This window comes from Veillonella sp. KGMB01456 (assembly GCF_023051165.1).
GTDB lineage: Bacteria > Bacillota > Negativicutes > Veillonellales > Veillonellaceae > Veillonella_A.
This window is the reverse complement of the sequence record NZ_JALKIG010000024.1, coordinates 1-24,851: the sequence shown is the minus strand read 5'-3', so window position 1 is coordinate 24,851 and position 24,851 is coordinate 1. Positions and strand designations below refer to the sequence as shown.

27 protein-coding genes and 1 riboswitch are annotated in these 24,851 nt (G+C 39.0%); of the genes, 22 read left to right on the top strand and 5 right to left on the bottom strand.

What is annotated here, in order from left to right; genetic code table 11:
• Window positions 1-383: 383 nt before the first annotated feature.
• Window positions 384-1,697, top strand: a complete 1,314-nt coding sequence (locus MXE28_RS07745; RefSeq protein ID WP_156704140.1) for a sodium/glutamate symporter — start codon at window positions 384-386, stop codon at window positions 1,695-1,697.
• Window positions 1,698-1,964: 267 nt separating this feature from the next.
• Here MXE28_RS07745 and MXE28_RS07740 read toward each other — a convergent pair whose 3' ends face one another.
• Both MXE28_RS07740 and eutP read right to left on the bottom strand, forming a co-directional pair.
• A complete protein-coding gene (locus MXE28_RS07740) occupies window positions 1,965-2,120 on the bottom strand; it encodes a hypothetical protein (protein WP_226974629.1) in 156 nt (51 codons plus the stop codon).
• 253 nt (window positions 2,121-2,373) lie between these two features.
• Window positions 2,374-2,814, bottom strand: coding sequence for a EutP/PduV family microcompartment system protein (eutP, locus tag MXE28_RS07735; protein WP_156704142.1), 441 nt, complete (start codon window positions 2,812-2,814; stop codon window positions 2,374-2,376).
• A 302-nt stretch (window positions 2,815-3,116) separates the two neighbouring features.
• Between eutP and MXE28_RS07730 the strand changes: the two genes are divergently transcribed.
• From MXE28_RS07730 to bcp, 20 genes are all read left to right on the top strand, one after another.
• Window positions 3,117-3,701 (top strand): cob(I)yrinic acid a,c-diamide adenosyltransferase, encoded by a 585-nt coding sequence (locus MXE28_RS07730; RefSeq protein ID WP_021842167.1) that lies wholly within the window; start codon window positions 3,117-3,119, stop codon window positions 3,699-3,701.
• A 58-nt stretch (window positions 3,702-3,759) separates the two neighbouring features.
• A riboswitch (adenosylcobalamin (AdoCbl) riboswitch) is annotated at window positions 3,760-3,899 on the top strand.
• 481 nt (window positions 3,900-4,380) lie between these two features.
• Window positions 4,381-5,502 (top strand): 1-propanol dehydrogenase PduQ, encoded by a 1,122-nt coding sequence (locus MXE28_RS07725; protein ID WP_247240018.1) that lies wholly within the window; start codon window positions 4,381-4,383, stop codon window positions 5,500-5,502.
• Between the two features lie 38 nt (window positions 5,503-5,540).
• Window positions 5,541-5,888, top strand: coding sequence for a BMC domain-containing protein (locus MXE28_RS07720; RefSeq protein WP_021842169.1), 348 nt, complete (start codon window positions 5,541-5,543; stop codon window positions 5,886-5,888).
• Between the two features lie 20 nt (window positions 5,889-5,908).
• A complete protein-coding gene (locus tag MXE28_RS07715) occupies window positions 5,909-6,481 on the top strand; it encodes a response regulator (protein ID WP_021842170.1) in 573 nt (190 codons plus the stop codon).
• A gap of 1 nt (window position 6,482) precedes the next feature.
• Window positions 6,483-7,925, top strand: coding sequence for a histidine kinase N-terminal domain-containing protein (locus MXE28_RS07710; protein WP_021842171.1), 1,443 nt, complete (start codon window positions 6,483-6,485; stop codon window positions 7,923-7,925).
• An 84-nt stretch (window positions 7,926-8,009) separates the two neighbouring features.
• Window positions 8,010-9,446, top strand: coding sequence for an ethanolamine ammonia-lyase reactivating factor EutA (gene eutA / locus MXE28_RS07705; protein ID WP_021842172.1), 1,437 nt, complete (start codon window positions 8,010-8,012; stop codon window positions 9,444-9,446).
• Between the two features lie 16 nt (window positions 9,447-9,462).
• Window positions 9,463-10,827 (top strand): ethanolamine ammonia-lyase subunit EutB, encoded by a 1,365-nt coding sequence (locus tag MXE28_RS07700; RefSeq protein ID WP_021842173.1) that lies wholly within the window; start codon window positions 9,463-9,465, stop codon window positions 10,825-10,827.
• 14 nt (window positions 10,828-10,841) lie between these two features.
• Window positions 10,842-11,747 carry an ethanolamine ammonia-lyase subunit EutC gene (eutC, locus tag MXE28_RS07695; RefSeq protein WP_021842174.1) on the top strand — a complete coding sequence of 302 codons (906 nt, stop codon included), beginning with the start codon at window positions 10,842-10,844 and terminating at the stop codon, window positions 11,745-11,747.
• 17 nt (window positions 11,748-11,764) lie between these two features.
• On the top strand, window positions 11,765-12,418 hold the full coding sequence (eutL, locus tag MXE28_RS07690; protein ID WP_226974439.1) for an ethanolamine utilization microcompartment protein EutL: 654 nt from the start codon (window positions 11,765-11,767) through the stop codon (window positions 12,416-12,418).
• Between the two features lie 10 nt (window positions 12,419-12,428).
• A complete protein-coding gene (locus MXE28_RS07685) occupies window positions 12,429-13,046 on the top strand; it encodes a BMC domain-containing protein (protein WP_247240017.1) in 618 nt (205 codons plus the stop codon).
• Window positions 13,043-14,518 (top strand): acetaldehyde dehydrogenase (acetylating), encoded by a 1,476-nt coding sequence (locus tag MXE28_RS07680; RefSeq protein ID WP_247240016.1) that lies wholly within the window; start codon window positions 13,043-13,045, stop codon window positions 14,516-14,518. The genes MXE28_RS07685 and MXE28_RS07680 overlap by 4 nt, the downstream gene beginning before the upstream one ends.
• Window positions 14,519-14,608: 90 nt before the next feature.
• On the top strand, window positions 14,609-14,893 hold the full coding sequence (gene eutM / locus MXE28_RS07675) for an ethanolamine utilization microcompartment protein EutM (protein ID WP_021842178.1): 285 nt from the start codon (window positions 14,609-14,611) through the stop codon (window positions 14,891-14,893).
• Window positions 14,894-14,977: 84 nt separating this feature from the next.
• Window positions 14,978-15,550 carry a hypothetical protein gene (locus tag MXE28_RS07670; RefSeq protein WP_247240015.1) on the top strand — a complete coding sequence of 191 codons (573 nt, stop codon included), beginning with the start codon at window positions 14,978-14,980 and terminating at the stop codon, window positions 15,548-15,550.
• Between the two features lie 12 nt (window positions 15,551-15,562).
• Complete coding sequence (locus tag MXE28_RS07665) at window positions 15,563-16,198, top strand: phosphate propanoyltransferase (RefSeq protein ID WP_247240014.1); 636 nt, start codon at window positions 15,563-15,565, stop codon at window positions 16,196-16,198.
• Window positions 16,199-16,209: 11 nt separating this feature from the next.
• Window positions 16,210-16,842: a hypothetical protein gene (locus tag MXE28_RS07660; RefSeq protein WP_247240013.1), complete on the top strand. Its 633-nt coding sequence runs from the start codon at window positions 16,210-16,212 to the stop codon at window positions 16,840-16,842.
• Between the two features lie 11 nt (window positions 16,843-16,853).
• Window positions 16,854-17,123, top strand: a complete 270-nt coding sequence (locus MXE28_RS07655) for a EutN/CcmL family microcompartment protein (RefSeq protein WP_247240012.1) — start codon at window positions 16,854-16,856, stop codon at window positions 17,121-17,123.
• An 11-nt stretch (window positions 17,124-17,134) separates the two neighbouring features.
• Window positions 17,135-18,226, top strand: a complete 1,092-nt coding sequence (eutH, locus tag MXE28_RS07650; protein WP_156704151.1) for an ethanolamine utilization protein EutH — start codon at window positions 17,135-17,137, stop codon at window positions 18,224-18,226.
• A gap of 10 nt (window positions 18,227-18,236) precedes the next feature.
• A complete protein-coding gene (locus MXE28_RS07645; RefSeq protein WP_247240011.1) occupies window positions 18,237-18,683 on the top strand; it encodes a cupin domain-containing protein in 447 nt (148 codons plus the stop codon).
• Between the two features lie 63 nt (window positions 18,684-18,746).
• Window positions 18,747-19,232 (top strand): hypothetical protein, encoded by a 486-nt coding sequence (locus tag MXE28_RS07640; RefSeq protein ID WP_247240010.1) that lies wholly within the window; start codon window positions 18,747-18,749, stop codon window positions 19,230-19,232.
• A 71-nt stretch (window positions 19,233-19,303) separates the two neighbouring features.
• Entirely contained in the window at window positions 19,304-19,771 is a 468-nt protein-coding gene (gene bcp / locus MXE28_RS07635) for a thioredoxin-dependent thiol peroxidase (protein WP_021842187.1), read from the top strand.
• 330 nt (window positions 19,772-20,101) lie between these two features.
• Here the strand turns inward: bcp and pflA are convergent, their stop codons facing one another.
• The 3 genes from pflA to pflB all read right to left on the bottom strand — a co-directional run bounded on the left by pflA (window position 20,102) and on the right by pflB (window position 23,431).
• Window positions 20,102-20,869: a pyruvate formate-lyase-activating protein gene (pflA, locus tag MXE28_RS07630; RefSeq protein WP_021842188.1), complete on the bottom strand. Its 768-nt coding sequence runs from the start codon at window positions 20,867-20,869 to the stop codon at window positions 20,102-20,104.
• Window positions 20,870-21,039: 170 nt separating this feature from the next.
• A complete protein-coding gene (grcA3, locus tag MXE28_RS07625) occupies window positions 21,040-21,279 on the bottom strand; it encodes an autonomous glycyl radical cofactor GrcA3 (protein ID WP_127058387.1) in 240 nt (79 codons plus the stop codon).
• Window position 21,280: 1 nt separating this feature from the next.
• The gene (pflB, locus tag MXE28_RS07620) at window positions 21,281-23,431 is read right to left on the bottom strand and encodes a formate C-acetyltransferase (RefSeq protein WP_021842190.1); all 2,151 of its coding nucleotides are present in this window, start codon (window positions 23,429-23,431) and stop codon (window positions 21,281-21,283) included.
• 662 nt (window positions 23,432-24,093) lie between these two features.
• Between pflB and MXE28_RS07615 the strand changes: the two genes are divergently transcribed.
• Window positions 24,094-24,705, top strand: coding sequence for a superoxide dismutase (locus MXE28_RS07615; RefSeq protein ID WP_006555704.1), 612 nt, complete (start codon window positions 24,094-24,096; stop codon window positions 24,703-24,705).
• Window positions 24,706-24,851 lie beyond the last annotated feature (146 nt).

The window sequence follows — 24,851 nt, the reverse complement described above, 5'->3', positions numbered from 1 at the left end:
GTCCTGTTTAAAGTAAAAACCACCACAGTTCATAGACTGCGGTGGTTTTTTTTGTAGGAACTATGATTAAAAATTATATATTCTATATTTTTGAGTTATACGTAATTCGTAGCAGGAGAATTTAAATTTATAACGAATACTTAAAATTGTGAGTATTTTGGTGCGCATTATGATAAGCATTTGGTGTGCTTTATTATGAGTACCCTTGTAGCGTGGAAAGAAGTCGGATTGTCAGCTATAGTACTAATTGTAGTATCCGGGGAGCCGTAGCATAGTAGCCTTTAACATAATAACTATAGCCTTTGGCGGCCGGGTGGGGCCGCTGCTTACATGTAAATAGGGTGTTAGCCATAATGATATTGTTTTGGCTAGGAGGCGAAAGTATGAACTTTTTTATGGATCAAGGGATTCCGGTAATTGAGCTTGATATGATTGCTACATTGGCGCTGGCAATCTTCCTACTCTTATTGGGACGCATTATTGTCAATCGAGTTGGCTTTTTGAGTCGATTCTGTATTCCCGCACCGCTAGCCGGTGGATTGTTGTTTTCCCTGATTATGTTAGTGCTACATGAGACGAATATTTTAAACGTTAAAATGGATACTATATTGCAAACGCCGTTTATGCTGGCATTCTTCGCTACCGTTGGGCTTATAGCGAGTCTTAAACTGGTGAAAAAAGGTGGCAAGTTATTATTTTATTATTGGGCTCTATGTGCTTTTTTGTCCCTTATGCAGAACGTAATTGGTGTTTCTTGGTCCAAAGTGCTCGGTCTTGATCCGCTACTGGGCGTTTTAATGGGCGCCGTATCCATGGAAGGTGGTCACGGTAATGCCGGAGCCTTTGGTCCGGAAGTGGAAGCTATGGGCGTTTACGGAGCTACGGCGGTGGCCATGGCGGCTGCTACTTTTGGCGTTGTGGCCGGCGGTGTAATTGGTGGACCTCTCGCTAGATTTTTTCTTAATAAATATAATCTGCGCTCCACTGAAAACGAAGAATTAGCGGAAGAAGGTAAAACAGCCGGTTTAGCTCAAGAGATAGAGCAAGTGGCAGGTCCGGATACAACCAGTGTGAATGAAGCGTTAACGGTTGAAAAAATCGAAGAGGGCAAGGAAGTGAGTGAAGAAGTGGCAGCTCATGTATTCCTGCTGCATGGTTTTATCATCGCTATCTGTATGGTCGTGGGCATGGAATTAGCCGTTTTCGTAAAAAGTACTTTCGGCTTTGCTATACCTAACTATGTGGGCGGGATGTTCTTTGCCGTTTTATTACGCAATATCAACGACAAATTTAATCTTGTTGAATTGCATAATCCGACCATTGGGCTTATTGGCGACGTGTGTCTTGGCATCTTCTTGTCCATGGCCCTCATGACCCTTAAATTGTGGGAACTGGCCGACTTGGCATTGCCGATGATTGTCATCCTCATGTCGCAAGTTATTTTCATGATTGTGTATAATATATTCGTGGCATTCCCGGTTTTGGGGAAATCCTATGATGCGGTTATTATGTGTGCCGGCATGGCCGGTCATGGTTTGGGTGCTACGCCAAACGCGATGGCGAATATGAAAGCCGTTATTGAAAAATACGGTCCATCTACTAAAGCTTTTCTCATTGTGCCACTATGTGGCGCCTTCTTGGTAGACTTGTTTGCGGTACCTTGTATTGTGTGGTTTATTAATTACTTTGCCCATTAAACTGGAATCACGGTTCTTCTACGTAAAAAAGAGTCGTCAAGTAATGAACGCCATCGGACAATCATCGTCCCAGCATCTTACTCTAACGACTTCTTATATGAATAGTATAGCAAGTAAAGCGGTGGTTTTACAAGTCAAGAACAGTAAGTAATTGAGGGTGTTCACCCCATCTGATATGGTCAGGAAATAATAAAGTAAAAAGAAGGAAGGCATTGCCGCTCGGTATTGGCAATGCCTTCCTTCTTTAGGAGTGGGATTAAGGGGGATCTATTTGAATAAAGCGTAATATATAACGTAAAACCATCCGAATAGGCCGTGAAGAATTGCCCAAGGGATGGAATGCCAGTTGGCATAGCTAATCACCATGGCCAAGGCGGATCCAAAAGAAATTCCCGTTGTTACTGTTGATGATAAAAACTTCATAAATACCTCCCTATATTTGAGACAGTCTCATTAGAAATTGATGCTGATAAAACTGTCATATTAAATCTGATTTTTCCAATGTAATTATAACGTAAATTGGAATATTTGTATAGTGAAAATTTTAGATATTTAGATATAATAGGGCAATTATTGAAACTTTTGGGCCGGTTTTATTTGAAAAGAATATTTTTAGCATAAATAGAGTGTAAAAAAGGAAGTGCCAAGATTTAAGCACTTCCTTTTCCGTTCATTATTATTTATCTAAGGTATTGAGATAGTTTAAAAGATCTTGAATACCTTTGTCACTATTGATGCCTACTTTAAAAATTGGTGAAGCTCCGGTCATTACAAGTTGATTTTTAATAAATTCAATATCATCGTTTTCATCTATTAAATCCATTTTTGTGATAATACCGATAGCAGGCTTATTAAATAGACTGGCAAATCCCGGAGGAAACATTTGCTCTTTTTCCTTTGCGGAAATGAGAAAACCTAAAATGTCAGCCTCTGCAGCAGTAACTAGAAGGGCGTTGTACATAAGTCTATGTTGGACAAACTCACCCGGCGTATCAATAATATCGTCATGAAATTGAACCGTTTGTGTTTTTGCGTAAATGATTTCAACACCTTCAATTCGCTGTGTTAGAGTTGTTTTACCAACACCAATGGGGCCAACAAACATAATTTTTTTCATAAAAACACTCCTTATTAACGGTGTATAATAAAAAGGAATGTTAAGCAAGAGTTTACTGTATGTAGTTTTAAGATACAGGATTTTTAAATAAATGTAAATAGTCAGCAATCTATGATAATTAGTAAATTGACAAAAATGAGGCTTATTTGTATTATCAAGTTAACACAATGAAGTGTAAATAAAGCATAGTGGCTTTGAAAGAGGATTTTTAATGAGGAAAAATTAGTGATTCTCATAATATTCTCTATAATTACCGGTATTTCAATGATATATATACCATGTAATGAGAAAGGAGCTTTACTATGAAAATTTACACTAAAACCGGCGATAAGGGGATGACCCGTTTAGTGGGCGGTATTGCAGTATCAAAAGATTCAGATCGAGTAGATAGCTATGGTACTATTGATGAATTAAATTCGTGGATTGGTTATGCTATATCGCAATTTGATTCGTCTTTATTCGAGGAAAAAAATGAATTACAACATTTACAGCATTTCTTATTTGATGTAGGTACTGATTTAGCAACTCCGGAGTCGTTAAATCGAGAAATAACTTTACCTGTTGATGCTATATCATGGTTGGAAGCCCGAATTGATGAGTATACGGCTAAATCACCGGAGATTAATCGTTTTATTTTGCCCGGTGGAACTCGTGAGGCCAGTATGATTCACATGGCACGGACGATTGCAAGACGGGCCGAACGACGAATAGTTCGATTACAGATGACCGCGAAAATACCGGGAGAGTTGGTTATGTTTGTTAATCGATTATCAGACTATTTTTATGCTTTAGCAAGATACTTAAACACTAAACAAGGTATGGAAGATATATTTTATACCAGAAGTGCTGAAGTATTTCATAATGCTAAGACCAAAAATATAAAATAATTATTGGGATTATCCTGTTCTTGCAGAATTGATTAAGATATGTTATTATTGCTTTTAGATTAATAGAAATATGAAATCTGACGATGGAAGTTAGTGAGAATCTAACACGGTCCCGCCACTGTGATGGCTTTTGCCTAAGTCAGGTCTTTCGCGGATTTCATTACACATGCTGTTTCGAGGTAAGACAGGATGTTGTTTTTGTGGCATTGTAGTACTTCACTGGAATTAATGCAGAAAATAAACCGGCATGTATTAATCTGTCTTGCACAGAGACGTGCGTCTATTGATGGACTAATGTTAGTCGTTCAATGATGAGAGAGCACAGCACAGTGGAGTGTGACATTAGTTCAAAAATAGGAAAAGGGCATGGAGCTAGTACTCCATGCCCTTTTGTTATAAGTGTAAAGAACCCTTTTGTCATCGGGTGTTATATCATAGTCAAAGAGAGAACAAGTTAAAATAACTGCTAATTTAGGTATAAATCGGAGAAAATTTGAAATAGTATATATATTATGCATAATTGAAATACGTAATTTTTATTGACATTTTTTTTGGTTAAGTATAAATTATTGTTATAAGATTTTCGTGTACAATGGCGTGCATGGTTTGCAATGAAGCTTAAACGGAGGGTGTATTCCGTGAGGGCTTCTTTTTTTATTTGTTAAGCAGGAGAACATGTATGCAGAAAATTAAATTTCCTACGACACTATGGGTAGGGGAAGATGCGTTGCAAGGTCTTCGTGATCTCCCTGTAAAAAAGGTTTTCATAGTGACGGATCCATTTATGGTTCAGTCTGGAATGATTTCACATGTAACGGAGAACTTAGACTTTGCTGAAGTAGAGATTTTTAGTGATATTGTTCCGGATCCGCCGACTGAAGTAGTCGCTGCCGGTGTAAGTCACTTAGTAGAATCAAATGCTGATGCAATTATTGCAGTAGGTGGCGGATCTGCTATTGATGCGGGGAAAGCTATGTTGTATTTCGGCAATCGCGTTAAAGCCAATAAAGATTTAATGTTTATTGCTGTACCGACCACAAGTGGTACCGGTTCAGAAGTAACAAATTTTTCAGTAATCACAATGCTGGAAACAGGAACAAAATATCCGATTGTTACCGATGAAATACAACCTAATATTGCAATTTTAGATACTCGCTTAGTAATGAGTGTACCGCCTAGTATTACGGCTGATACAGGCATGGACGTTTTAGTTCATTTAATTGAATCCTATGTATCATTGAATGAAAATGTTATGGCAAAAGCATTAGTTGAATATGCAATTCAATTAGTGTTTGAATATTTGCCGGAAGCATTTTCAAACGGTACGAATAGTTATGCCAGAGAACAGATGCATGTGGCTTCCTGTATGGCCGGTATGGCATTTAATTTGACGAACTTGGGATTAAATCACGGTATGGCACACGCTATCGGCGGTAGATTCCATGTACCGCATGGACGAATCAATGCTATTTTATTGCCGCATATTGTGGCGTATAATGGTGATTATCAAAACAAAGATTTATATGCTGCTAAGAAATATACTAGATTGGCGAATATTGTTAAAGCGACAACTAGTGTAAATCCGAGAATCGGAGTGGCTGCTTTAATTCGGCAGATTAAGCATTTACAGAGTACTCTGAAAATGCCTTTAACATTAACTGATTGTGGGTTTAATCGTAGTGAAATTATGGAGAGCGGTGATGCTATTGCAAAAGCAGCGTTAGCTGATGCATGTACAGCTGCTAATCCAAGAATACCTACGGCAGATGATATTAAAAATATTTTAAATCAAATTGCTTAACCGTCAGTCTGATAAGGTAATGCTGGAAAGGTGTGGCTATGGAAGAAAAACAGCGTATGATTCAAGAATACGTTCCTGGGAAACAGATAACGCTAGCCCATATTATTGCCAATCCGGCTAAGGAGATTTATGGCAAGTTGGGATTACCCAGTGATGTATACAATGCACTTGGGATTTTAACAATAACACCGGCAGAAGCAGCTATAATCGCTGTTGATATAGCAACTAAAAGTGGTGATGTTAAAATTGGTTTTGTAGACCGATTCTCCGGATCGGTGGTTATTTATGGTGATGTTAGTTCCGTTGAAACGGCGTTGCGAGCTGTTGTGGACGGGCTACGAAATATTTTAAAATTTGCATTAGGTTGTGAAATTACCAGAACTTAAGAAATCGAGGAGACCTACTTATGCGAGGAAGAATAGTTATTGTCGATGATGAGCCAATAACTCGTTTAGATATTAAAGATATCTTAACAGATGCAGGCTATGAAGTAAGCGGCGAAGCAGCCGATGGCTTTGAGGCAGTAGAGATTTGCCGTAATGTAAAACCGGATTTAGTATTGATGGATATTCAAATGCCGGTACTTGATGGTTTAAAGGCAGCAAAAAAAGTTGCGCAAGATAAATTGGCGAGCAGTATAGTATTTTTAACTGCTTATGGAGATTTTGAAAATACAGAAAAAGCGAAAAAGCTTGGTGCAACAGGCTATTTAATTAAACCAATTGATGAAAAATCTCTTATTCCGACTATTGAAGTAGCAATCGCTAAGGGGCAACAAACTGAAAATTTAGAACAAGAAATTGAGGGATTAAAGCTTCGTTTAGAAGAACGGAAAGTAATTGAAAAGGCTAAAGGAATTCTGTGCCGTGATTTAAAAATTACTGAGGATGAAGCCTATAAAAAATTACGCCGCTTGAGTATGGATAGACGCTCTAAAATGAGTGAAATTGCTGAATTAATTATAATGGATAGTGAATGATATGGCGTTAGATATAGCTAATCCGGATGAAGCAATTTTACGCAAACTGTGTGATACCTATTCGGACTTAACTGCGGATGAAGTTAAAGAATTAGTACAAGTTATATATCATTTGGCTGATTCGTTATTATATCCTGATGCAGATGTATTTATTGACATTTATAATGAAGTAACGAAATCTGCTTTAGTGGTATATCATAGACAGCCTTTAATTAAGCCGTCTATGTATGAAAAGACGGTAGTAGGATTAGATGCTTTATTGGAAAATGAACCAGGTGTTTTACGATCTATTGCAACCGGTTTAAATACATTAGGGCTTATTGCGGTATCTCAAGAAGGAAAACTAATTACACAAAATATTTACCCCATAAAATTATTGGACAAAACTATCGGTGTTTTAATTGTAGAAACTGATGCAGGAACGCCTGGAATGGCCACTTCTAATGATTTAAAGCCAAGTACTATTATGAGTGCGGAAGAAGAGGCACAGAACTTTTTCGTAGATCGATTATCTGAAAATGTCCTTATTTTCGATGGCGATGGTTATTTAATAACGGCCAATGAAGAAGCAAAGCAATTGTATAAAAAATTGGGTTATCAAGATGAAATAATTGGTTTATTTTATGATAATTTAACATTAGACTATTATACATTTGATTATATTAAATTTCGTGCAGAACGCTCATCAAGTAATTGGTTTTTTGATGTGGAGACCCATTATTTGCAGTATTATTTTACGATTAAGTACAGTTGGATTAAAAATAAGCAGCGTTTAGTTGTGATTATTCAGGATACAACAGAGGTAAAAAAGCGAGAAGAAGAACTTGTATTAAAAGCAGTTGCTATTCGTGAAATTCATCATCGTGTAAAGAACAACTTGCAGTCAATAGTATCTTTATTGAAGATACAAGAACGGAGGGCTCAGTCAGACGAAACGAAGAAAGTGTTGCATGATAGCATATCGCGTATTATGACGATTGCGTCAACTCATGAGTTACTTTCTAAACAAGTTGACAGTTATACTTCGTTAAAACAAACGTTAACTACAGTCATCCATAATTTCCATCATATGTTTGGAAATTTCAGAGATATTGAAATATTTATGCATGTAGATGACTCAATATACGTAACAACTGACCAAGTTGTTACAATCTCTTTGATTGTAAATGAATTATTACAAAATATTTTTGATCATGCATATTTACCTAATCAGTCAGGAAAAGTGCAGATTATCGGTAAAATAGTAGACTCTAAAATTTATATTGAGGTATCCGATGATGGTTGTGGATTTGATACTAAGACTGTCAAAGCTGATAGTTTAGGGCTTCTTATCATCAATGGATACGTCAAAGATAAATTAAAAGGTAAATTAAATATTGAGTCCGGTAAATCGGGGACAAAAGTATATTTTCGATTTCAAAAAAGCAACGATGTAGTTGTATAGCGAAGGCAAAGGCGCTTAAGCAAAGAATGATTTTTATTTCTTATGCTTAAGCGCCTTTTTTGTATCGTTAAGAAAGGAGGCCACATGGATAAAGAAACACTATTGACGGTAGGGATTGACTTAGGGACATCCACAACACAGCTTATTTTATCAGAGTTGACCGTAGAGAATTTTGCATCTGCGTTTACGGTACCGCGAATAGAAATTTCCGATAAAAAAGTTATCTATCGAAGTGATATTATTTTTACTCCGCTTATTAATCAAGTTGAAATTGACGAAAATAAAATAAAAGAATTCGTAGCTTTACAATATGATAAGGCCGGCATTGTTAAGGATGATATAAAAATGGGCGCAGTCATTATAACCGGTGAAACAGCTCGAAAATCTAATTCATCAAAAGTATTACAGGCTTTAAGCGGATATGCCGGAGATTTTGTAGTGGCTACGGCCGGTCCTGATTTGGAAAGTATAATTGCCGGTAAAGGGGCCGGAACTGAAACCTTATCACGTGAACATAGAGGTAATATAGTTAATTTTGATATAGGTGGAGGTACTAGTAATCTGGCAATGTTTAGAGCCGGCGATGTTGTTGATACAGCTTGCTTCGATATTGGTGGCAGGCTTATTAAGATAGATTCCGATAGTCATACTATTACATATATAGCACCTAAAATATTAGAAATTATAGAGAAAAAGCATTTATCTTTAGCAGTTGGTAATCATGTGGTGCCGGAGGACTTGATGCCTATTATAGATGAATTGGTGAACGCATTGGAACAATCTATAGGATTAGGCGAAGAAACGCCATTCTATAATCTGTTAATTACACATCATGACTTAAAAATAAAGACAGATGTTAATGCAGTTACTTTTTCCGGCGGTGTTGCTGATTGTATAAAGGCTGATAACGTTACAGATTGGTTTCAATATGGTGATATTGGATTATTATTGGGCAATCGTATAAAAAATTCATTATTTTTTACCAAATGTCATGTGCTTGACACAGTAGAAACAATACGGGCAACAGTGGTTGGTGCCGGTTCTCATACGGCAGAAGTTAGTGGCTCAACTATCAGTTATACGGATGAAATTTTACCTATAAAAAATGTGCCGGTTTTAAAACTTGCTAAAGAGGATGAACAATTAAAAGCTTCGGAATTGGCCGCTCAAATTCGTAGTAAATTAGATTGGTATCTAACGGATGATAATCAATTAACAAATGTGGCCCTTTCTTTTCAAGGAATAAAATCTCCGTCATTTGCAGATATTCAGCGCTATGCAATGGGAATTACAGAAGGGGTAGCAAAATTACGAGAAGCCGGATTTCCCTTATTGATTATTGTGACTGAAGATATGGCGAAAGCTTTGGGCAATAGCATATATTCTATGTTACCGGAAAAAAGTCCGTTTGTTTGCATTGATTCTATTGTCGCCGAAAACGGTGATTATATAGATATTGGTACGCCTGTGGCCGGAGGTAATGTATTGCCGGTCATTATCAAAACACTTGTTTTTAATTAGAAGGAGTGATGGAAGCATGATTTTAAAGACTCGACTCTTTGGTAATACGTATGAGTTCGGCTCTGTGAAGGAAGTATTGGCCAAGGCTAATGAAGAAAAATCAGGGGATAAGTTGGCCGGAGTAGCGGCGGCTTCTGCTGAAGAACGCGTAGCAGCAAAAACAGTTTTAGCACAACTTACGCTAAACGACTTATTTAATAATCCTGTTGTACCTTATGATGAAGATGAAGTAACACGAATTATTATTGATCAGGTTAACACTCGAATTTTTGATTCTATTAAGAACTGGACCGTTGAAGAATTAAGAGAATGGTTATTATCTGATACCACTACGGATAATGATATTAAGTTTGTTAGACGCGCATTGACTGCTGAAATGATTGCGGCTGTATGTAAGCTCATGTCAAATATGGATTTAATCGTTGCAGCGAAAAAAATTCGTATTGAAAAAACGGCTAATACAACAATCGGTAGACCAGGTACATTCTCGGCTCGATTACAGCCTAACCATACAACTGATAATATTGACGGTATCATGGCATCGGTTATGGAAGGTTTATCCTATGGCATCGGTGATGCCGTAATTGGATTAAATCCGGTTGATGATTCAGTGGAAAGTGTAAAAAGAATTCTACATAAATTTGAAGAGTTCAGAAGTGAATGGGATATTCCAACTCAAACCTGTGTATTGGCACATGTAACGACTCAAATGGAAGCAATTCGTCAAGGTGCACCAACAGGCTTGGTGTTCCAATCTATAGCGGGATCTGAAAAAGGTAATACTGCTTTCGGTCTTAATGCTGCAACGTTGGAAGAAGCAAAAGCATTGGCTTTAAGAGAAGGTCGTGTAGCAGGACCTAATGTAATGTATTTTGAAACAGGACAGGGATCCGAATTATCGTCAGATGCACATAACGGAGCCGACCAAGTAACAATGGAAGCAAGATGCTATGGCTTTGCTAAAAAATTTGACCCTTATATCGTAAATACAGTAGTTGGTTTTATCGGACCGGAATATTTATATGACTCTAAACAAGTTATTCGTGCCGGTTTAGAAGATCACTTTATGGGTAAACTAACCGGTATTTCTATGGGCTGTGATGTATGTTACACCAATCATATGAAAGCGGATCAAAATGATATGGAAAACCTGACAATACTTTTAGCAAGTGCAGGTTGTACATATATCATGGGTATTCCACATGCTGACGATATTATGTTGAACTATCAAACTACCGGTTTTCATGAAACGGCAACAATTCGCGATATGTTTAATTTACGTCCCATTAAAGAATTTGAAATTTGGTTGGAAAAGATGGGCTTTATGGATAATGGTAAATTGACTCCAATAGCAGGCGATGCATCTGTATTCTTGAAATAAGCGAGGTGATAAGGATGAATGAAACAGAATTAAAAGGGATGATTGAATCTATTTTAGGTGAGTTAGTAAAAGCTAAAGGATTAGATAGCGTTGAACCTGCCAAACGGACCAAAGAAGTAAATAAGTTAGGCGATTCTGTCGGGAGTAATATTATTTCAAATGAATTTCTACCGGATATTTCAGAAGTCGATTTAAAGAAGCAATTGTTAGTAGATAATCCGCATGATAGAGAAGGTTATTTGAAAATGAAAAGTTATACGGCTGCACGGTTGGGTGTAGGCCGTTGCGGAACCCGATATAAAACACAGTCGGTTTTGCGCTTCCGGGCGGATCATGCAGCTGCTCAAGATGCGGTATTCTCAGATGTTAATCCTGAATTGGTTGAAGAAATGGGATTTATTCCGGTTCGAACGGTATGCAAAAATAAAGATGAATATATTACGAGACCGGATCATGGTCGAATCTTTGACGAAGCCAATACCGAAATTATTAAACAGAATGTCAAAAAAGGCGCCAAACTTCAAGTCGTTGTAGGTGATGGCTTAAGTTCAGCAGCCATTGAAGCAAATATTCGTGATGTTATTCCGGCTTTAAAACAGGGCCTTAAAAAATACAATCTCGATTTTGATAAGGTTTTATTTGTTAAGTATTGTCGTGTACCGGCAATGGATCCAATCGGCGAAATTAGTGATGCTGATGTGGTATGTCTCTTTGTGGGCGAACGCCCAGGCTTGGTAACAGCTGAATCAATGAGTGCATATATAGCATATCGACCTACCGTAGGAATGCCTGAATCACGACGTACTGTAGTGTCTAATATACATAAAGGTGGTACACCGGCTGTAGAAGCAGGTGCCTATATTGCAGATATTATTAAAAACATGTTGGAAAAGAAAAAATCCGGTATTGAATTGAAATAGGTAAAGGAGGGACGTTTGTGAAAAATCAACGTTTAGGTGCTAACGTATTGAGCGTACAAATTATTCCTAATGTGGATGCCGGACTTGCAACGCAATTAGGTTTGACAAGTGCTCAAAGATCATTGGGCATCATTACGGCAGACTGTGATGATGTTACATATGTTGCTTTGGATGAAGCGACAAAAACCGCAGAAGTTGATGTTGTTTATGCTAAAAGCTTTTATGGTGGTGCCGGTAACGCATCTACTAAATTAGCTGGTGAAGTTATCGGGATTTTAGCCGGTCCAAGTCCGGCAGAAATTACTAGTGGCTTAGAAACCGCAGTACATGTAATTACAGAAGAAGCTAGTTTTATCAGTGCTAATGAAGATGGTTCAATACCATATTTTGCACATGTAATTTCTCGATCCGGTCGTTTTTTATCTAAATCGGCGGAAATTAATGAAGGTGAAGCTATTGCCTATTTAATTGCTCCACCTTGTGAAGCTATGGTTGGCCTTGATGCGGCATTAAAAGCTGCAGATGTTAGATTATGTGTATTTTATGGTCCTCCATCTGAAACTAACTTTGGCGGTGGCTTGTTAACAGGTAGTCAATCTGCTTGTAAAGCAGCATGTACCGCATTTGCTCAAGCTATTCAGAATGTAGCTGATAATCCATTAAGCTATTAAGGAGGACTAAATGAAGGCACTAGGCATGGTAGAAGTAAGAGGTTTCCTAGGTGCTGTTAGTGCTGCTGATGCAGCCTTAAAGGCTGCAAATGTGGAATTGAATAGTGAACAACGTGTAGGTGGCGGTCGAAGAACGATTTTGCTTGTCGGTGATGTAGCAGCAGTTCAAGCGGCGGTTGATGCGGCCGTAGTTATAGCGAAACAGCTTGGTTGCTACTGCACGAGTCATGTAATCTCACGAGCTGATGAAGCTATTGCAAAGTTAATGGGTGGTAAGTTAGCACAAAGTGCTGAATCTGATGATGCAGATAAAGAGTTAATAACAGCAAACACAAATAATGGGTTAAAGACTTCTGAGACAGAACCGTTAGAAGACCTTGCCGGTGATCCTGAAAAGAATTCAGAGACACAGGTAGCTTTGGAAACTGAAGATATAGAAGAACAAAAGAAAAATTTTGATGAGAGTGCATTACGAAAAAAATTAATGGCGTATAAAGTTGTAGATTTGCGTAAAAAAGCATATGCCATGAATGTACACGGTATGAAACGAACAGCAATTAAATTTGCCAATAAAGAGGCCCTCATTAAAGTGATTATAGATGAAGTGAAACGAGGTGGCACGTTTTGAACTTAGTTGATAAGGATTTACAATCCGTTCAAGAGGTTCGTCTTCTTTTGGCAAAAGCAAAAGAAGCCCAAAAAAAATTAGCAGTACTTACACAAAGTCAAATTAATGATATTACAAAAGCCGTTTGCGAAGCGACTTATAAAGAACGTGTTCGTTTAGCAAAACTAGCCCATGAAGAAACCGGATTCGGTAAATGGGAAGATAAAGTTTTAAAAAATGCGTTTGCATCAAAACAAGTTTATGCTCATATGAAAGATATGAAAACGGTTGGTGTCATTAATGATGATAGAGTTAATAAGGTTATGGAAGTCGCTGTTCCGGTAGGTGTTATTGCCGGTTTTGTACCGTCAACAAATCCAACATCTACAGTAATTTTCAAATCTTTGATTGCGTTAAAAGCGGCTAATAGTATTGTGTTTTCACCACATCCTACAGCAATTAAATGTATTGGTGAAACTGTAAAAATTATTCGCAAAGCATTGAAAGGAATCGGAGCACCTGAAGATGCTGTATCTTATATGACAATGCCGACCATGGAAGGCACTGCCGAATTGATGAAAAGTAAGAATACAGATTTAATTTTAGCAACCGGTGGTTCGGCTATGGTAAAGGCTGCTTATTCTTCCGGTACACCTGCTTTGGGCGTTGGTCCGGGCAACGGTCCTGCTTATATCGAAAGAAGTGCGGATGTTAAATTAGCAGTAAAGAGAATTATTGATTCCAAAACGTTTGATAATGGTACTATTTGTGCCTCAGAACAATCCATCATTGCTGAAACTGTTAATAAAGATGCAATTTTAAAAGAGTTAGAGGCCCAGGGCGCATACATTTTAAACCCGGAAGAAGCTACACGTTTAGGTACCTTTATTCTACGTGCTAATGGGACTATGAACCCTGCAATCGTTGGGAAGTCAGCACAAGTTATCGCTAAATTGGTTGGCCTTGAAATTCCATCCGATCGAATTTTATTAGTTGCACCTGAAACCGGAGTAGGACCTAAGTATCCGTACTCTCATGAAAAATTAGCGCCAATTCTTGCTTTTTATACGGTTGCTAATTGGGAAGAAGCTTGTGATTTATCGATTCGCATCTTAGAGAATGAAGGTGCAGGTCATACTCTAATTATTCATACTGAAAATAATGATGTTGTACGTGAATTCGGTTTACGTAAACCGGTGTCAAGATTACTTGTAAATACGCCGGGGGCGTTGGGCGGAATCGGAGCTACTACTAATATCACACCTTCATTAACTTTGGGGTGTGGAGCAGTGGGGGGCAGTGCTACATCAGATAACGTAGGTCCTCAGAATTTATTTAACTTACGAAGAGTAGCGTATGGTGTCCGCGAATTGGAAGATTTACGTAAAACTGAAAACGCCGATAGTGTGCCTGTTGGTGCTACATTAGGAGTTGAATCACAAGAAGTAGTTATTCGTGCTATTGTAGAACAAATTATGGCTAAATTGAAATAGCTTTTATTTGGATGGTAATAATATTAATTAGATATATTACAAATTATTTTAATTTTAATGTTCACTAGTTATTTTTAGGAGGTAATTATTATGTCGAGCACAAATGCACTAGGAATGATTGAAACAAGAGGTTTGGTTGGCGCTATTGAAGCGGCAGATGCAATGGTAAAAGCTGCGAATGTAACACTTATCGGTAAAGAACAAGTTGGCGGCGGTTTGGTAACAGTTATGGTTCGTGGTGATGTTGGTGCTGTAAAAGCAGCTACTGATGCTGGTGCAGCAGCTGCTGAACGCGTAGGCGAACTTTTATCAGTACACGTAATTCCACGTCCACATACTGAAGTAGATGCAATTTTACCTGGCAAAGCTGAATAATTTACCGGTTACGAAATTACGGGCAGTGCGTAAGTAGTGATAGAGAGCGCGTAAAGCGCTCTCTATTCATAAGAAAGGGTTCCTATGAAAGTTATAACTGAAGAAACAATACGTCAATTATTACGGAAACAACAACTTCATAGCGGCGAAGCATTAAAGGTATCTGAACCTAGTATAATTACGCCATCAGCTCAATCCTATTTACGAGAACATCAAATTCAGGTTTTGCAGCTTAGCCAAAATTCAAACGATTCCGATAACTTGCAGACATCAACATCGTGTGCTAGGGAAGTATATTGTCATGATGAGTTAAGTTATCTGGATAATGAAATATTAAAACTTCGAGATTTGTTATATTTCCCTTTGTTACCGGATGATTTTTTTGATGAACAGCTTTGGCAATATTGGCAACGACAGCAATTGGCACTTGAAGAATTTAAAGTAAAACAATATAAAGTGCCCTTACAGATGGAATTATCATTACCGCCGCAAGTATTTAATTTTAAATTGTGCTCATGGCGTCTTTGGCAATGCTCAGTGATATCTCTGCGACGACAATCGGAATATGTTGAAAGTTTATTAAAGCCGTACAATACAATTTCACAATCGTTTTCTGACTGGATTAGTCAGATAAAAGGAATCCTTGATAATTCGTAAGGAGGTGATAGGGTGAATGTTATAGATGATATTGTTAATGAAGTATTGAAACAAATTGGAGAAGTATTACCAAATAAAGATAAGACTTTTGTAATTGAAGGTTCTGGTCGACATGTTCATTTATGTAGGCAAGATATAGAGCGTTTGTTCGGTGAAGGCTATGAGTTAACTAAAGTTAAAGAATTATCGCAACCCGGACAGTTTGCTTGCCAAGAGCGTGTAAATTTGGTAGGGCCTAAAGGGATGCTAACTAATGTTGTTATTTTAGGACCCGAGCGAGAACATTCCCAAGTAGAGGTTTCTTTAACCGATGCTCGGTTGTTGGGCGTGAAAGCACCTACTCGAGAAAGTGGGGATTTGAAAGGCTCAGCTGGGATAATAATCGTAAATAAAGATCGACATATAGCCTTAGAGGAAGGTTGTATTGTCGCTAAACGGCATGTTCATGTAGCAGAGGCTGATGCAACTCGTTTAGGCGTTACTAATGGGCAAATTGTAAAAGTAAAAACTCATACGGATAGACCACTTATTTTTGATGATGTAGTTATAAGAGTAAGCCCTAAGTATCAAACTTTTATGCATATTGACTTTGATGAAGCTAATGCCTGTGACTTGAAAAGTGGTGATCTTGGGGAAATTATAGAATAGAGGTGATAGTTATGACATTAAGTGAATTAGAGACTATTGTTCAAACTATTACTGATCGAATTTGGAAAGAAATTTCTGATAAAAATGTTAAACCCCAAATTGGAATTAATGCATTGAGTAGTGATACTAAGGATGCTATGAAACAGATTATAAGACATGAAGAAAAAGTATCCGGTATACAAGCTGAAAACATTAATATTACCGACCATAAGCAAGCATTAAATATTGAGTTTTTGTCATTGTCTGAGTTAAGTGAAGTGGCAAATCTTATGCCGCAAAATGATACCACGAAAAAAATTGTGGAATCTTTATTACTGCGAAGACCGGTGATTATACATCGGATTCCTGAAATCACTAAGATGAATAATGGATCTATTCCATATGCATTAAAGCAACAATGGCAGAGTATATTAAGTAAGTGTAAACAGTTTGGAGTTTCTTTTGACGATAATGTTCAATCAGTGTATACGGGCAAAAAAAGTAATGAAGTTAAACGGAAAAATAGCAACTCAACATTAAAACCGGTATTTATTACGGTTGCTAAAGTAGTTGAAATGGTAAATTCCGGAGAAAAAATGCCGACAAATGCACGACTTACGCCATTAGCGCAGGATTATATTCGAGAGCATAATTTGAATTTATAAGGAGTGATACTGTGCTGATTGCTAAAGTGATTGGTAGTTTATGGTCTACCAGAAAAGATGAAAAGCTTAATGGTTGGAAATTTATGATTGTTAGAGAGTTAGAAGCCGATGGGGTAACCGAGAAAGAATCATTTGTGGCGGCAGATAATGCCGGATCCGGTATCGGTGATACCGTTTTGGTTACATTAGGTGCGGCGGCCAGAATTTCTGCAGAAAATCTTAATACGCCTATCGATGCAATGATTGTTGGGGTTATTGACTCGATTGATACCGCCGGTTAGGAGATACAACTATGAGTATTAATGAAATTATTATGTATATCATGGTCCTCTTTATGATTATAGGGGGCATAGATAAGTGTATTGGCAATAAACTTGGTTTAGGTGAAAAATTTGAAGAAGGAATAATGGCAATGGGTGCTTTAGCAATGTCAATGGTGGGGATTATTACCATCGCACCTATATTAGCAAAAGTGTTAAGTCCGATAGTTGTTCCTGTTTATACAATGTTGGGAGCTGACCCATCAATGTTTGCGACCACTTTATTGGCCAATGACATGGGGGGCTTTGCGTTAGCTCAACAAATGGCATTAAATCCGGAAGCCGGTTTATTTGCCGGGGCTATCTTGGGTGCTATGATGGGGCCTACTATTGTATTTACAATTCCGGTTGCTTTGGGAATTATTGAAAAAGAAGATCATCAGTATTTGGCAACAGGAGTATTATGTGGCATCGTTACGATTCCTTTAGGTTGTTTAGCAGGCGGTTTGGCTGCCGGTATGAGTTTAGGTATGATTTTAGCTAACTTAGTTCCTATCGTAATTTTTGCAGTGCTTGTTATTTTAGGCCTTTGGTTAGCACCGGAAATGATGATTAAATGCTTTACCGTTTTTGGACAAGGTGTTGTAATTGTTGCTGTACTTGGTCTAATTTTAGGAGCATTACAATTATTGGTTGGTATTACTGTAATTGAAGGTATTGCACCTGTAACTGAGGGGATTGAAATCGTAGGTGGTATTGCGTTGACTTTAGCCGGTGCATTTTGTTTGGTGGCTTTTATCACTAAAGTATTTAACAAACCGCTTATGAAAATGGGTTCGGCTTTAGGTATGAATGAAGTAGCTGCAGCCGGTATGGTAGCAACATTAGCTAACAATATCCCTATGTTCCAAATGCTCAAAGATATGGATACACGCGGAAAAATCTTGAACGTTGCATTCGCTGTTTCGGCATCCTTTGTCCTTGGAGATCATTTAGGTTTTACTGCCGGTGTGGCTAAAGAGATGATCTTCCCTATGATTGTAGGCAAATTGGTAGCCGGTGTAACTGCAATTTTAGTCGCTATGTTTATGTCTAAACGCATTATGGCAAAAGCTAAGAAATGAGGTGCTGAAAATGTCTAATATCACTCGTGAAATGATAGAAACATTAGTGCGCCAAGTTGTGAGCGAAAAATTAATGGTCACTAAGTCTATATCAAATAGTGGTGTCGGTGTAGTAAAGCTACCAATGATTGATGTAACTGAAGAAGATCGATTGGATACCGGGAACCCTAATGATAAAGTATATACTAAAGATTTGTTTTCATTAGATGAAAGTCCACGTTTAGGCTGTGGCTTGATGTTTATGGAAGACACTACATTCGACTGGACTTTGAATTATGATGAAATTGATTATGTAATTGATGGTGAGTTAAGTATTATTATTAATGGCGAGACGATTACAGCCGGGCCGGGTGAAATCCTTTTGATTCCAAAGGGAAGTTCAATTCAGTTTTCTGTAAAAGGTAAAGCAAGATTTGTTTATGTTACCTATCCGGCAGATTGGCAATCGCAAGCCTAATAGAATGTTGATGAGTGTTAAAGCGAATACCGGACATTCTTTTATAGGTAAGGAGGTAAGGGCATGACTGAGAAAGAAAATTTAGCCAGTGTATTAGCCGGGGCATATAAATTGGATTATCGATGGCTCGTTATTGATTCGGAGCTGTTACAAATTAGAATTTATAAAGATGTTTCTGACGAAACGGAAGTTCCTTTGGAACTAAATTTTGATCCTCATTTTGCACAGTATATTGTGAATGTGTGTAAAAATAAGGACAATCCAATTGTTATTTCGGAAGTATTGGTTGAATTTTGTGCATCAGAAACACATGCTCTTTATTATGATAAGAAAAGCTATGAGCAACAAGCTATAGCTATCCGTCATAAACCGAATGAATTAACTGCTATACGAGAAGACGGGGAACGTTATTTATTAACGTTAAACGGCGTAGTACGCACAAATCCGGGGGATTGGGTAATTCGTGGCGTTAATGGTGAAGAGTATCCTTGTGACCCTGAAATTTTTAAAAAACTTTATGATATTATAGAAGAAGAACCTAAAGCATAGTATAATTAAAAAAACTGATTCAGTTTTCTGTAATCAGTAGTTTAATTAATTTTATGTTGGGAGTGAATCTTATGTCAGACTTAAAAGTAGGTGACAAAGCACCGGATTTTTCCGTTGTAAATGATGTCAATGAAACCGTTAACTTAAAAGATTTAGCAGGGCAAAAAGTTATTTTATATTTCTATCCGAAAGACAATACTCCTGGTTGCTCCATTGAAGCACAACAATTCAATGAAGCGTACAAAAAATTGCAAGATGCCGGTTATGTTGTTTTGGGTGTCAGTCGCGACACGGTAAAACGTCATGTGAACTTTAAAGAAAAATACGATCTGCAATTCAATCTCTTGGCCGACACCGATGAAGCCTTTTGTAATGCCTACGGTGTCATGAAAGAGAAGAAACTCTACGGCAAAACCTCCATCGGCATCGAACGGTCCACCTTTGTCATCGACGAAAAAGGCGTGTTAACCCATATCTACCGTGGAGTAAAAGCTAAAGAACACGTAGGGCAACTATTAGCTGATTTGAATATTCAATAGGTTGTTTCAAATTAATTTTCCACCACGGCTATCGCATGGTGAAGGCAACCTTCCGGCCTGCAGCAAATTGCTCTTAGGCGATTCACTAAGTAGTCTCAATGTTTAGTCTGTAGAAGGGATAAAAGATTTCCGCATTCTTCTGAGTTGCGCCGGCCGCGGGAATTGCTAGTTGCACAACAGTGATCCGAATTACGGCGGAATGTGCTTAGAGAAAAAAGCCCCATATACCTATCTTGAATGTCCATTAGCCGAATGGGTTGGGACTGAAAGATAGGTATATGGGGCTTTTATTTTGCAATTCCAATGTAATTAGAATACTGTAGGCGACTGCTATTCCTGAGCCGGTGCCAACGCACTCCACCAATGCCGCCGATACGCTTTTATCCCTTCCAGCACCACTTTTGATGCTTTGGATGCCAAGGCTTTGCTGGCCGGTGGGATGCCTTCCAGGCGATAGGCAATACCCATTTCCTTGTACTTAGCCGTACCCATCACGTGATACGGCAGGCAGTCGATGGTCTCCAGGTTTTTCAAAGAGCCGGCGAAAAAGCCGAGTCGATACCAACGATCTGCGTTATCCGTTATAGTAGGCACCACAACATGGCGCACCCAAATCGGCACATTGTGCTCATCGATGAAGCGGGCAAATTTCAAAATTTGTTTATTGCTTTGACCGGTCAAGGCGCTGTGTTTGTCGTCGTCGATTTCTTTTAAATCTAAGATAACGAGACTTGTTACGGCCATCAGCTTTTCGTATTGCTCTCGTTTGCTTTCTTCAAAGTAGATACCGCTCGTATCAAGGCAAGTATGAATGCCTCGTTCTCTAAAGTAGCTGAATAGCTCGATAACAAATGGCAGCTGCATTAATGCTTCGCCACCGGTGACGGTGAGGCCGCCGTTTTTATAAAAACTCTGATTGCGCTCAAATTGTTCCCATACTTCTTCGATGGTAATATTTTTACCTTGCTGCGCATCCCACGTATCCGGGTTATGGCAATAGGCACAGCGCATCGGGCAGCCCTGTAAAAATAGCACCATTCGTACACCGGGGCCGTCAACGGTGCCCATGGTTTCCAGAGAATGAATTCGTCCAATCATAATACGCCTTTCGTAATAAAAAATAGAAGCAAAAGAATTACCAGTAAGAAGCAAAATACAAAATGCGAAGGGCAAAGGGAGATTTTTTACACCCTTATATGACAATAGGCTCCTCGATACGGGGAGCCTATTGCACTATATATAACTACTGAGAAGGGGAGGGATAGAAGTTACATTTGTTCGTGGAAGGTACGAGAAATAACTTCATCCTGTTGTTGTTTCGTCAATTTGTTGAAGTGCACGGCATAACCGGATACACGAACGGTCAACTGTGGATATTTTTCAGGGTGCTGCTGTGCATCGAGGAGCATTTCACGGTCGAAAACGTTGACGTTCAAATGATGACCGCCTTTTTCAGAATAGCCATCCAATAACTCTACTAAATTATCGATTTGTTGTTCGTTGCTCATATTACTTGTCCTCCTTTTCGGAAATGGAAACATTAGGCTCGCGACAGGCCAGGTTTTCATTATTGACAGGTAAACCGGTCGGCATATCGCTCTGTAAAACTGCATCAAGATCCAGATCGATGTCTAAATCACTCATACGAACCATGGTTTCGCCATTTTTGCCAAGCGCATCCGGAATGATGGAGAAGGTGTTGGAAATACCGTCGCTCGCATCACGCCAAGGCATTTTGGCAACTGACGCCATGGAAGAAACAGCCCCGTGAGAGTCGCGTCCGTGCATCGGATTAGCGCCCGGTGCAAACGGTGTACCCTGTTTACGGCCGTCCGGTGTGCTACCGGTGGCGTTACCGTATACTACATTGGATGTAATTGTCAAAAGGGACATGGTAGGCACACTTTCGCGGTAGGTAGGATGTTTACGGATTTTGTTCATGAATGCGGATACAACGAAGGCCGCCAAATCATCAACACGGTCATCGTCGTTACCGTATTTAGGGAAATCCCCTGTGATTTCAAAATCAACAGCTACCCCGTTTTCATCACGAATCGGTTTTACCTTGGCATATTTAATAGCGGACAAGGAGTCGGCTACTACGGATAAACCGGCAATACCGGTGGCAAACCAACGCGTAACTTTGCGGTCGTGAAGCGCCATTTCCAATTTTTCGTATGCATATTTATCGTGCATGTAGTGAATGATGTTGAGGGCATTCACGTAAACGCCGGCCAACCATTCCATCATGTCGTCAAAACGTTCCATTACTTCATCGAAATCAAGGTATTCGGAAGTAATCGGACGATATTTAGGTCCAACTTGTTTTTTGAGTTTTTCATCGACACCGCCGTTGATTGCATAGAGCAAGCATTTAGCGAGGTTACAACGAGCGCCGAAGAACTGCATTTCTTTACCGATACGCATTGGTGATACGCAGCAGGCGATAGCATAGTCGTCACCGCTGTTAGGACGCATCAATTCGTCGTTTTCATACTGAATCGAAGACGTTTGGATGGACAATTTAGCACAGAAACGTTTGAAACCATCCGGCAAGCGAGGGGACCAGAGAACGGTGAGGTTCGGTTCCGGAGCCGGGCCTAAGTTGGTCAGCGTGTGCAAGTAACGGAAGGACATTTTGGAAACGAGCGGACGACCGTCGGAGCCCATCCCGCCGATGGATTCGGTTGTCCAAACCGGATCGCCGGTGAAGAGGTTATTGTATTCGATAATGCGGGCAAAACGCACCATGCGAAGTTTCATGATGAAATGGTCAACCATTTCCTGAATTTCTTCTTCTGTATAGCGGCCTTCTTTAAGGTCACGTTCGGCGTAGATGTCGAGGAAGACAGTGTTACGGCCGATAGACATGGCAGCGCCGTTTTGTTCTTTAATAGCGCCTAAATAACCGAAGTATAACCACTGAATCGCTTCTTTTACGTCTTTGGCCGGTTGGCTGATATCGAAGCCGTAAGAAGCCGCCATAGCTTTTAATTCTTTTAAGGAACGAATTTGGTCACGAATTTCTTCACGGTCGCGAATAATCGTAGCCGTCATGTCGCCCATAGTGATGGCGAAATCTTTTTCTTTTTCTTCGATTAAGCGGTCAATCCCGTAAAGGGCTACACGGCGATAGTCGCCGATGATACGACCGCGGCTGTACGCATCCGGTAAACCGGTAATGATGTGTGCGGAACGAGCGGCACGCATTTCCGGCGTATACACATCGAAAACACCGTCATTGTGAGTTTTACGATGCTTTTTGAAAAAGTCTTCCAGCTGAGCGTCCATTTCGAAACCGTATTCTTGTAAAGCACTCTTGGCTGTACGTAAACCGCCGTACGGGAACATAGCGCGTTTCAACGGTTTATCGGTTTGAAGACCAACAATTTGTTCTAATTCTTTGATAATGTAGCCGGGGCCGTGGGAGGACACCGAAGTGGCAATATCCGTATCGGCATCGATAACGCCGCCTTTTTCTTTTTCTTCCTCATACAGACGAAGAACTTCTTGCCAAAGTTTAAGAGTACGATCCGTAGGACCGGCTAAAAATGAGTCGTCCCCAACATAGGGGTTATAGTTACGTTGGATAAAGTCACGAACGTCAATGGCTTTATCCCATACACCTGTAATGAAGCCTTTCCATGCAGTATTTTGCATTGCGGCACCTCCATTAAGGAAATAAAGAATTATTATAAGATGCTTTAAGTGTATACCGAATTGGCATTTAATTCAATAATTGTAATGATATTAATTTTCGATTGTTAAAATGCTAAAAATAAAAGATGTGTAAAAATAAGACTTTTTATGACATATCTATAAAAATTTATGTCAAAAAAACAAAAATTATTGTTAGCTATCATTACGGTGTATGACTAAGAAATGTCTTTTTGGATTGTTTTTATCCATAAAATATGACTTTGTTTCTTATGATTATATTATAAAGCAGGGGATACCAATAGTCTGTAGCTATAGCTACAAAAATAGTGGGAATTAAAAATTAAGCGTGACTCAAGCTATAAGCCGGCATTAAATTTTATATTTAAAATTTTGAATATAAAGTGGACATATAGGAATAAAGCCGTTTGAATTGTGAAATAACACACTTACAAAATGTTTATTGCAAATTTACGTTTTTACTACTAGACAAGATAAATGAAAAATGTTATCATTAACACATAGAAATATTGAAAAAATTAAATCTAGTGGATTGCGGTTGCCAAAAGGCAATCGATGATTATAAAATTCGATAATTCTTTTTTCGTAACATTTTTGTTATGTATTTTATTTTTATCCCCTTGGACGGGGAAGGAGGTATTTTTATGGCATACACATTACCTGAATTACCATATGCTTACGAAGCTTTAGAACCGCATATCGATGCAGAAACAATGCATTTTCATCATGATAAACACCACAACACCTATGTTGTTAACTTAAACGCTGCTATTGAAAAACATCCTGAATTGGGTGAAAAAGACGTAGAAGCGTTGATCACTGACTTAAACGCTGTACCGGAAGATATCCGCACGGCTGTTCGCAACAATGGCGGCGGTCATGCTAACCATACATTCTTCTGGAACATTTTGGCACCGAATGCAGGCGGTAACCCTACGGGCGCTATTGCCGGTGCTATCGATGAAGCTTTCGGCAACTTCGAAAACTTCAAAGCTGAATTCGGCAAAGCTGCTACCGGTCGTTTCGGTTCCGGTTGGGCTTGGCTCGTAGTAAACAACGGCAAATTGGAAATCTTGTCCACGGCTAACCAGGACTCCCCACTTAGTGACGGCAAAACTCCGGTATTGGGCCTTGATGTGTGGGAACATGCATACTACTTGAAATACAAGAATGCTCGTCCTGATTACATCGCCGCTTTCTGGAATCTCGTTAACTGGGATCAAGTAAACGCTCATTATGCGGCAGCTACTAAATAAGAGCTGACTGCTTGATGTGAGCCTCGAATGGCTCGTATAATTACATAGTTTGTGAAAACGTCCCCGCTTGCACAGCGTGCAAGCGGGGGCGTTTTTTTGTACGCCGAATAGGCATGACAAAACCCCCAGTTAAACTGGGGGTCGGT

Coding starts and splice junctions, on each gene's coding strand:
- MXE28_RS07710 (WP_021842171.1), top strand. CDS start 6,483: ATGGCGTTAGATATAGCTAATCCGGATGAAGCAATTTTACGCAAACTG.
- MXE28_RS07685 (WP_247240017.1), top strand. CDS start 12,429: ATGAAGGCACTAGGCATGGTAGAAGTAAGAGGTTTCCTAGGTGCTGTT.
- eutA (WP_021842172.1), top strand. CDS start 8,010: ATGGATAAAGAAACACTATTGACGGTAGGGATTGACTTAGGGACATCC.
- pflA (WP_021842188.1), bottom strand. CDS start 20,869: ATGATTGGACGAATTCATTCTCTGGAAACCATGGGCACCGTTGACGGC.
- eutM (WP_021842178.1), top strand. CDS start 14,609: ATGTCGAGCACAAATGCACTAGGAATGATTGAAACAAGAGGTTTGGTT.
- MXE28_RS07720 (WP_021842169.1), top strand. CDS start 5,541: ATGGAAGAAAAACAGCGTATGATTCAAGAATACGTTCCTGGGAAACAG.
- MXE28_RS07645 (WP_247240011.1), top strand. CDS start 18,237: ATGTCTAATATCACTCGTGAAATGATAGAAACATTAGTGCGCCAAGTT.
- MXE28_RS07660 (WP_247240013.1), top strand. CDS start 16,210: ATGACATTAAGTGAATTAGAGACTATTGTTCAAACTATTACTGATCGA.
- MXE28_RS07740 (WP_226974629.1), bottom strand. CDS start 2,120: ATGAAGTTTTTATCATCAACAGTAACAACGGGAATTTCTTTTGGATCC.
- MXE28_RS07745 (WP_156704140.1), top strand. CDS start 384: ATGAACTTTTTTATGGATCAAGGGATTCCGGTAATTGAGCTTGATATG.
- MXE28_RS07615 (WP_006555704.1), top strand. CDS start 24,094: ATGGCATACACATTACCTGAATTACCATATGCTTACGAAGCTTTAGAA.
- eutH (WP_156704151.1), top strand. CDS start 17,135: ATGAGTATTAATGAAATTATTATGTATATCATGGTCCTCTTTATGATT.
- MXE28_RS07730 (WP_021842167.1), top strand. CDS start 3,117: ATGAAAATTTACACTAAAACCGGCGATAAGGGGATGACCCGTTTAGTG.
- bcp (WP_021842187.1), top strand. CDS start 19,304: ATGTCAGACTTAAAAGTAGGTGACAAAGCACCGGATTTTTCCGTTGTA.
- MXE28_RS07700 (WP_021842173.1), top strand. CDS start 9,463: ATGATTTTAAAGACTCGACTCTTTGGTAATACGTATGAGTTCGGCTCT.
- MXE28_RS07725 (WP_247240018.1), top strand. CDS start 4,381: ATGCAGAAAATTAAATTTCCTACGACACTATGGGTAGGGGAAGATGCG.
- MXE28_RS07670 (WP_247240015.1), top strand. CDS start 14,978: ATGAAAGTTATAACTGAAGAAACAATACGTCAATTATTACGGAAACAA.
- grcA3 (WP_127058387.1), bottom strand. CDS start 21,279: ATGAGCAACGAACAACAAATCGATAATTTAGTAGAGTTATTGGATGGC.
- eutP (WP_156704142.1), bottom strand. CDS start 2,814: ATGAAAAAAATTATGTTTGTTGGCCCCATTGGTGTTGGTAAAACAACT.
- MXE28_RS07715 (WP_021842170.1), top strand. CDS start 5,909: ATGCGAGGAAGAATAGTTATTGTCGATGATGAGCCAATAACTCGTTTA.
- MXE28_RS07640 (WP_247240010.1), top strand. CDS start 18,747: ATGACTGAGAAAGAAAATTTAGCCAGTGTATTAGCCGGGGCATATAAA.
- eutC (WP_021842174.1), top strand. CDS start 10,842: ATGAATGAAACAGAATTAAAAGGGATGATTGAATCTATTTTAGGTGAG.
- pflB (WP_021842190.1), bottom strand. CDS start 23,431: ATGCAAAATACTGCATGGAAAGGCTTCATTACAGGTGTATGGGATAAA.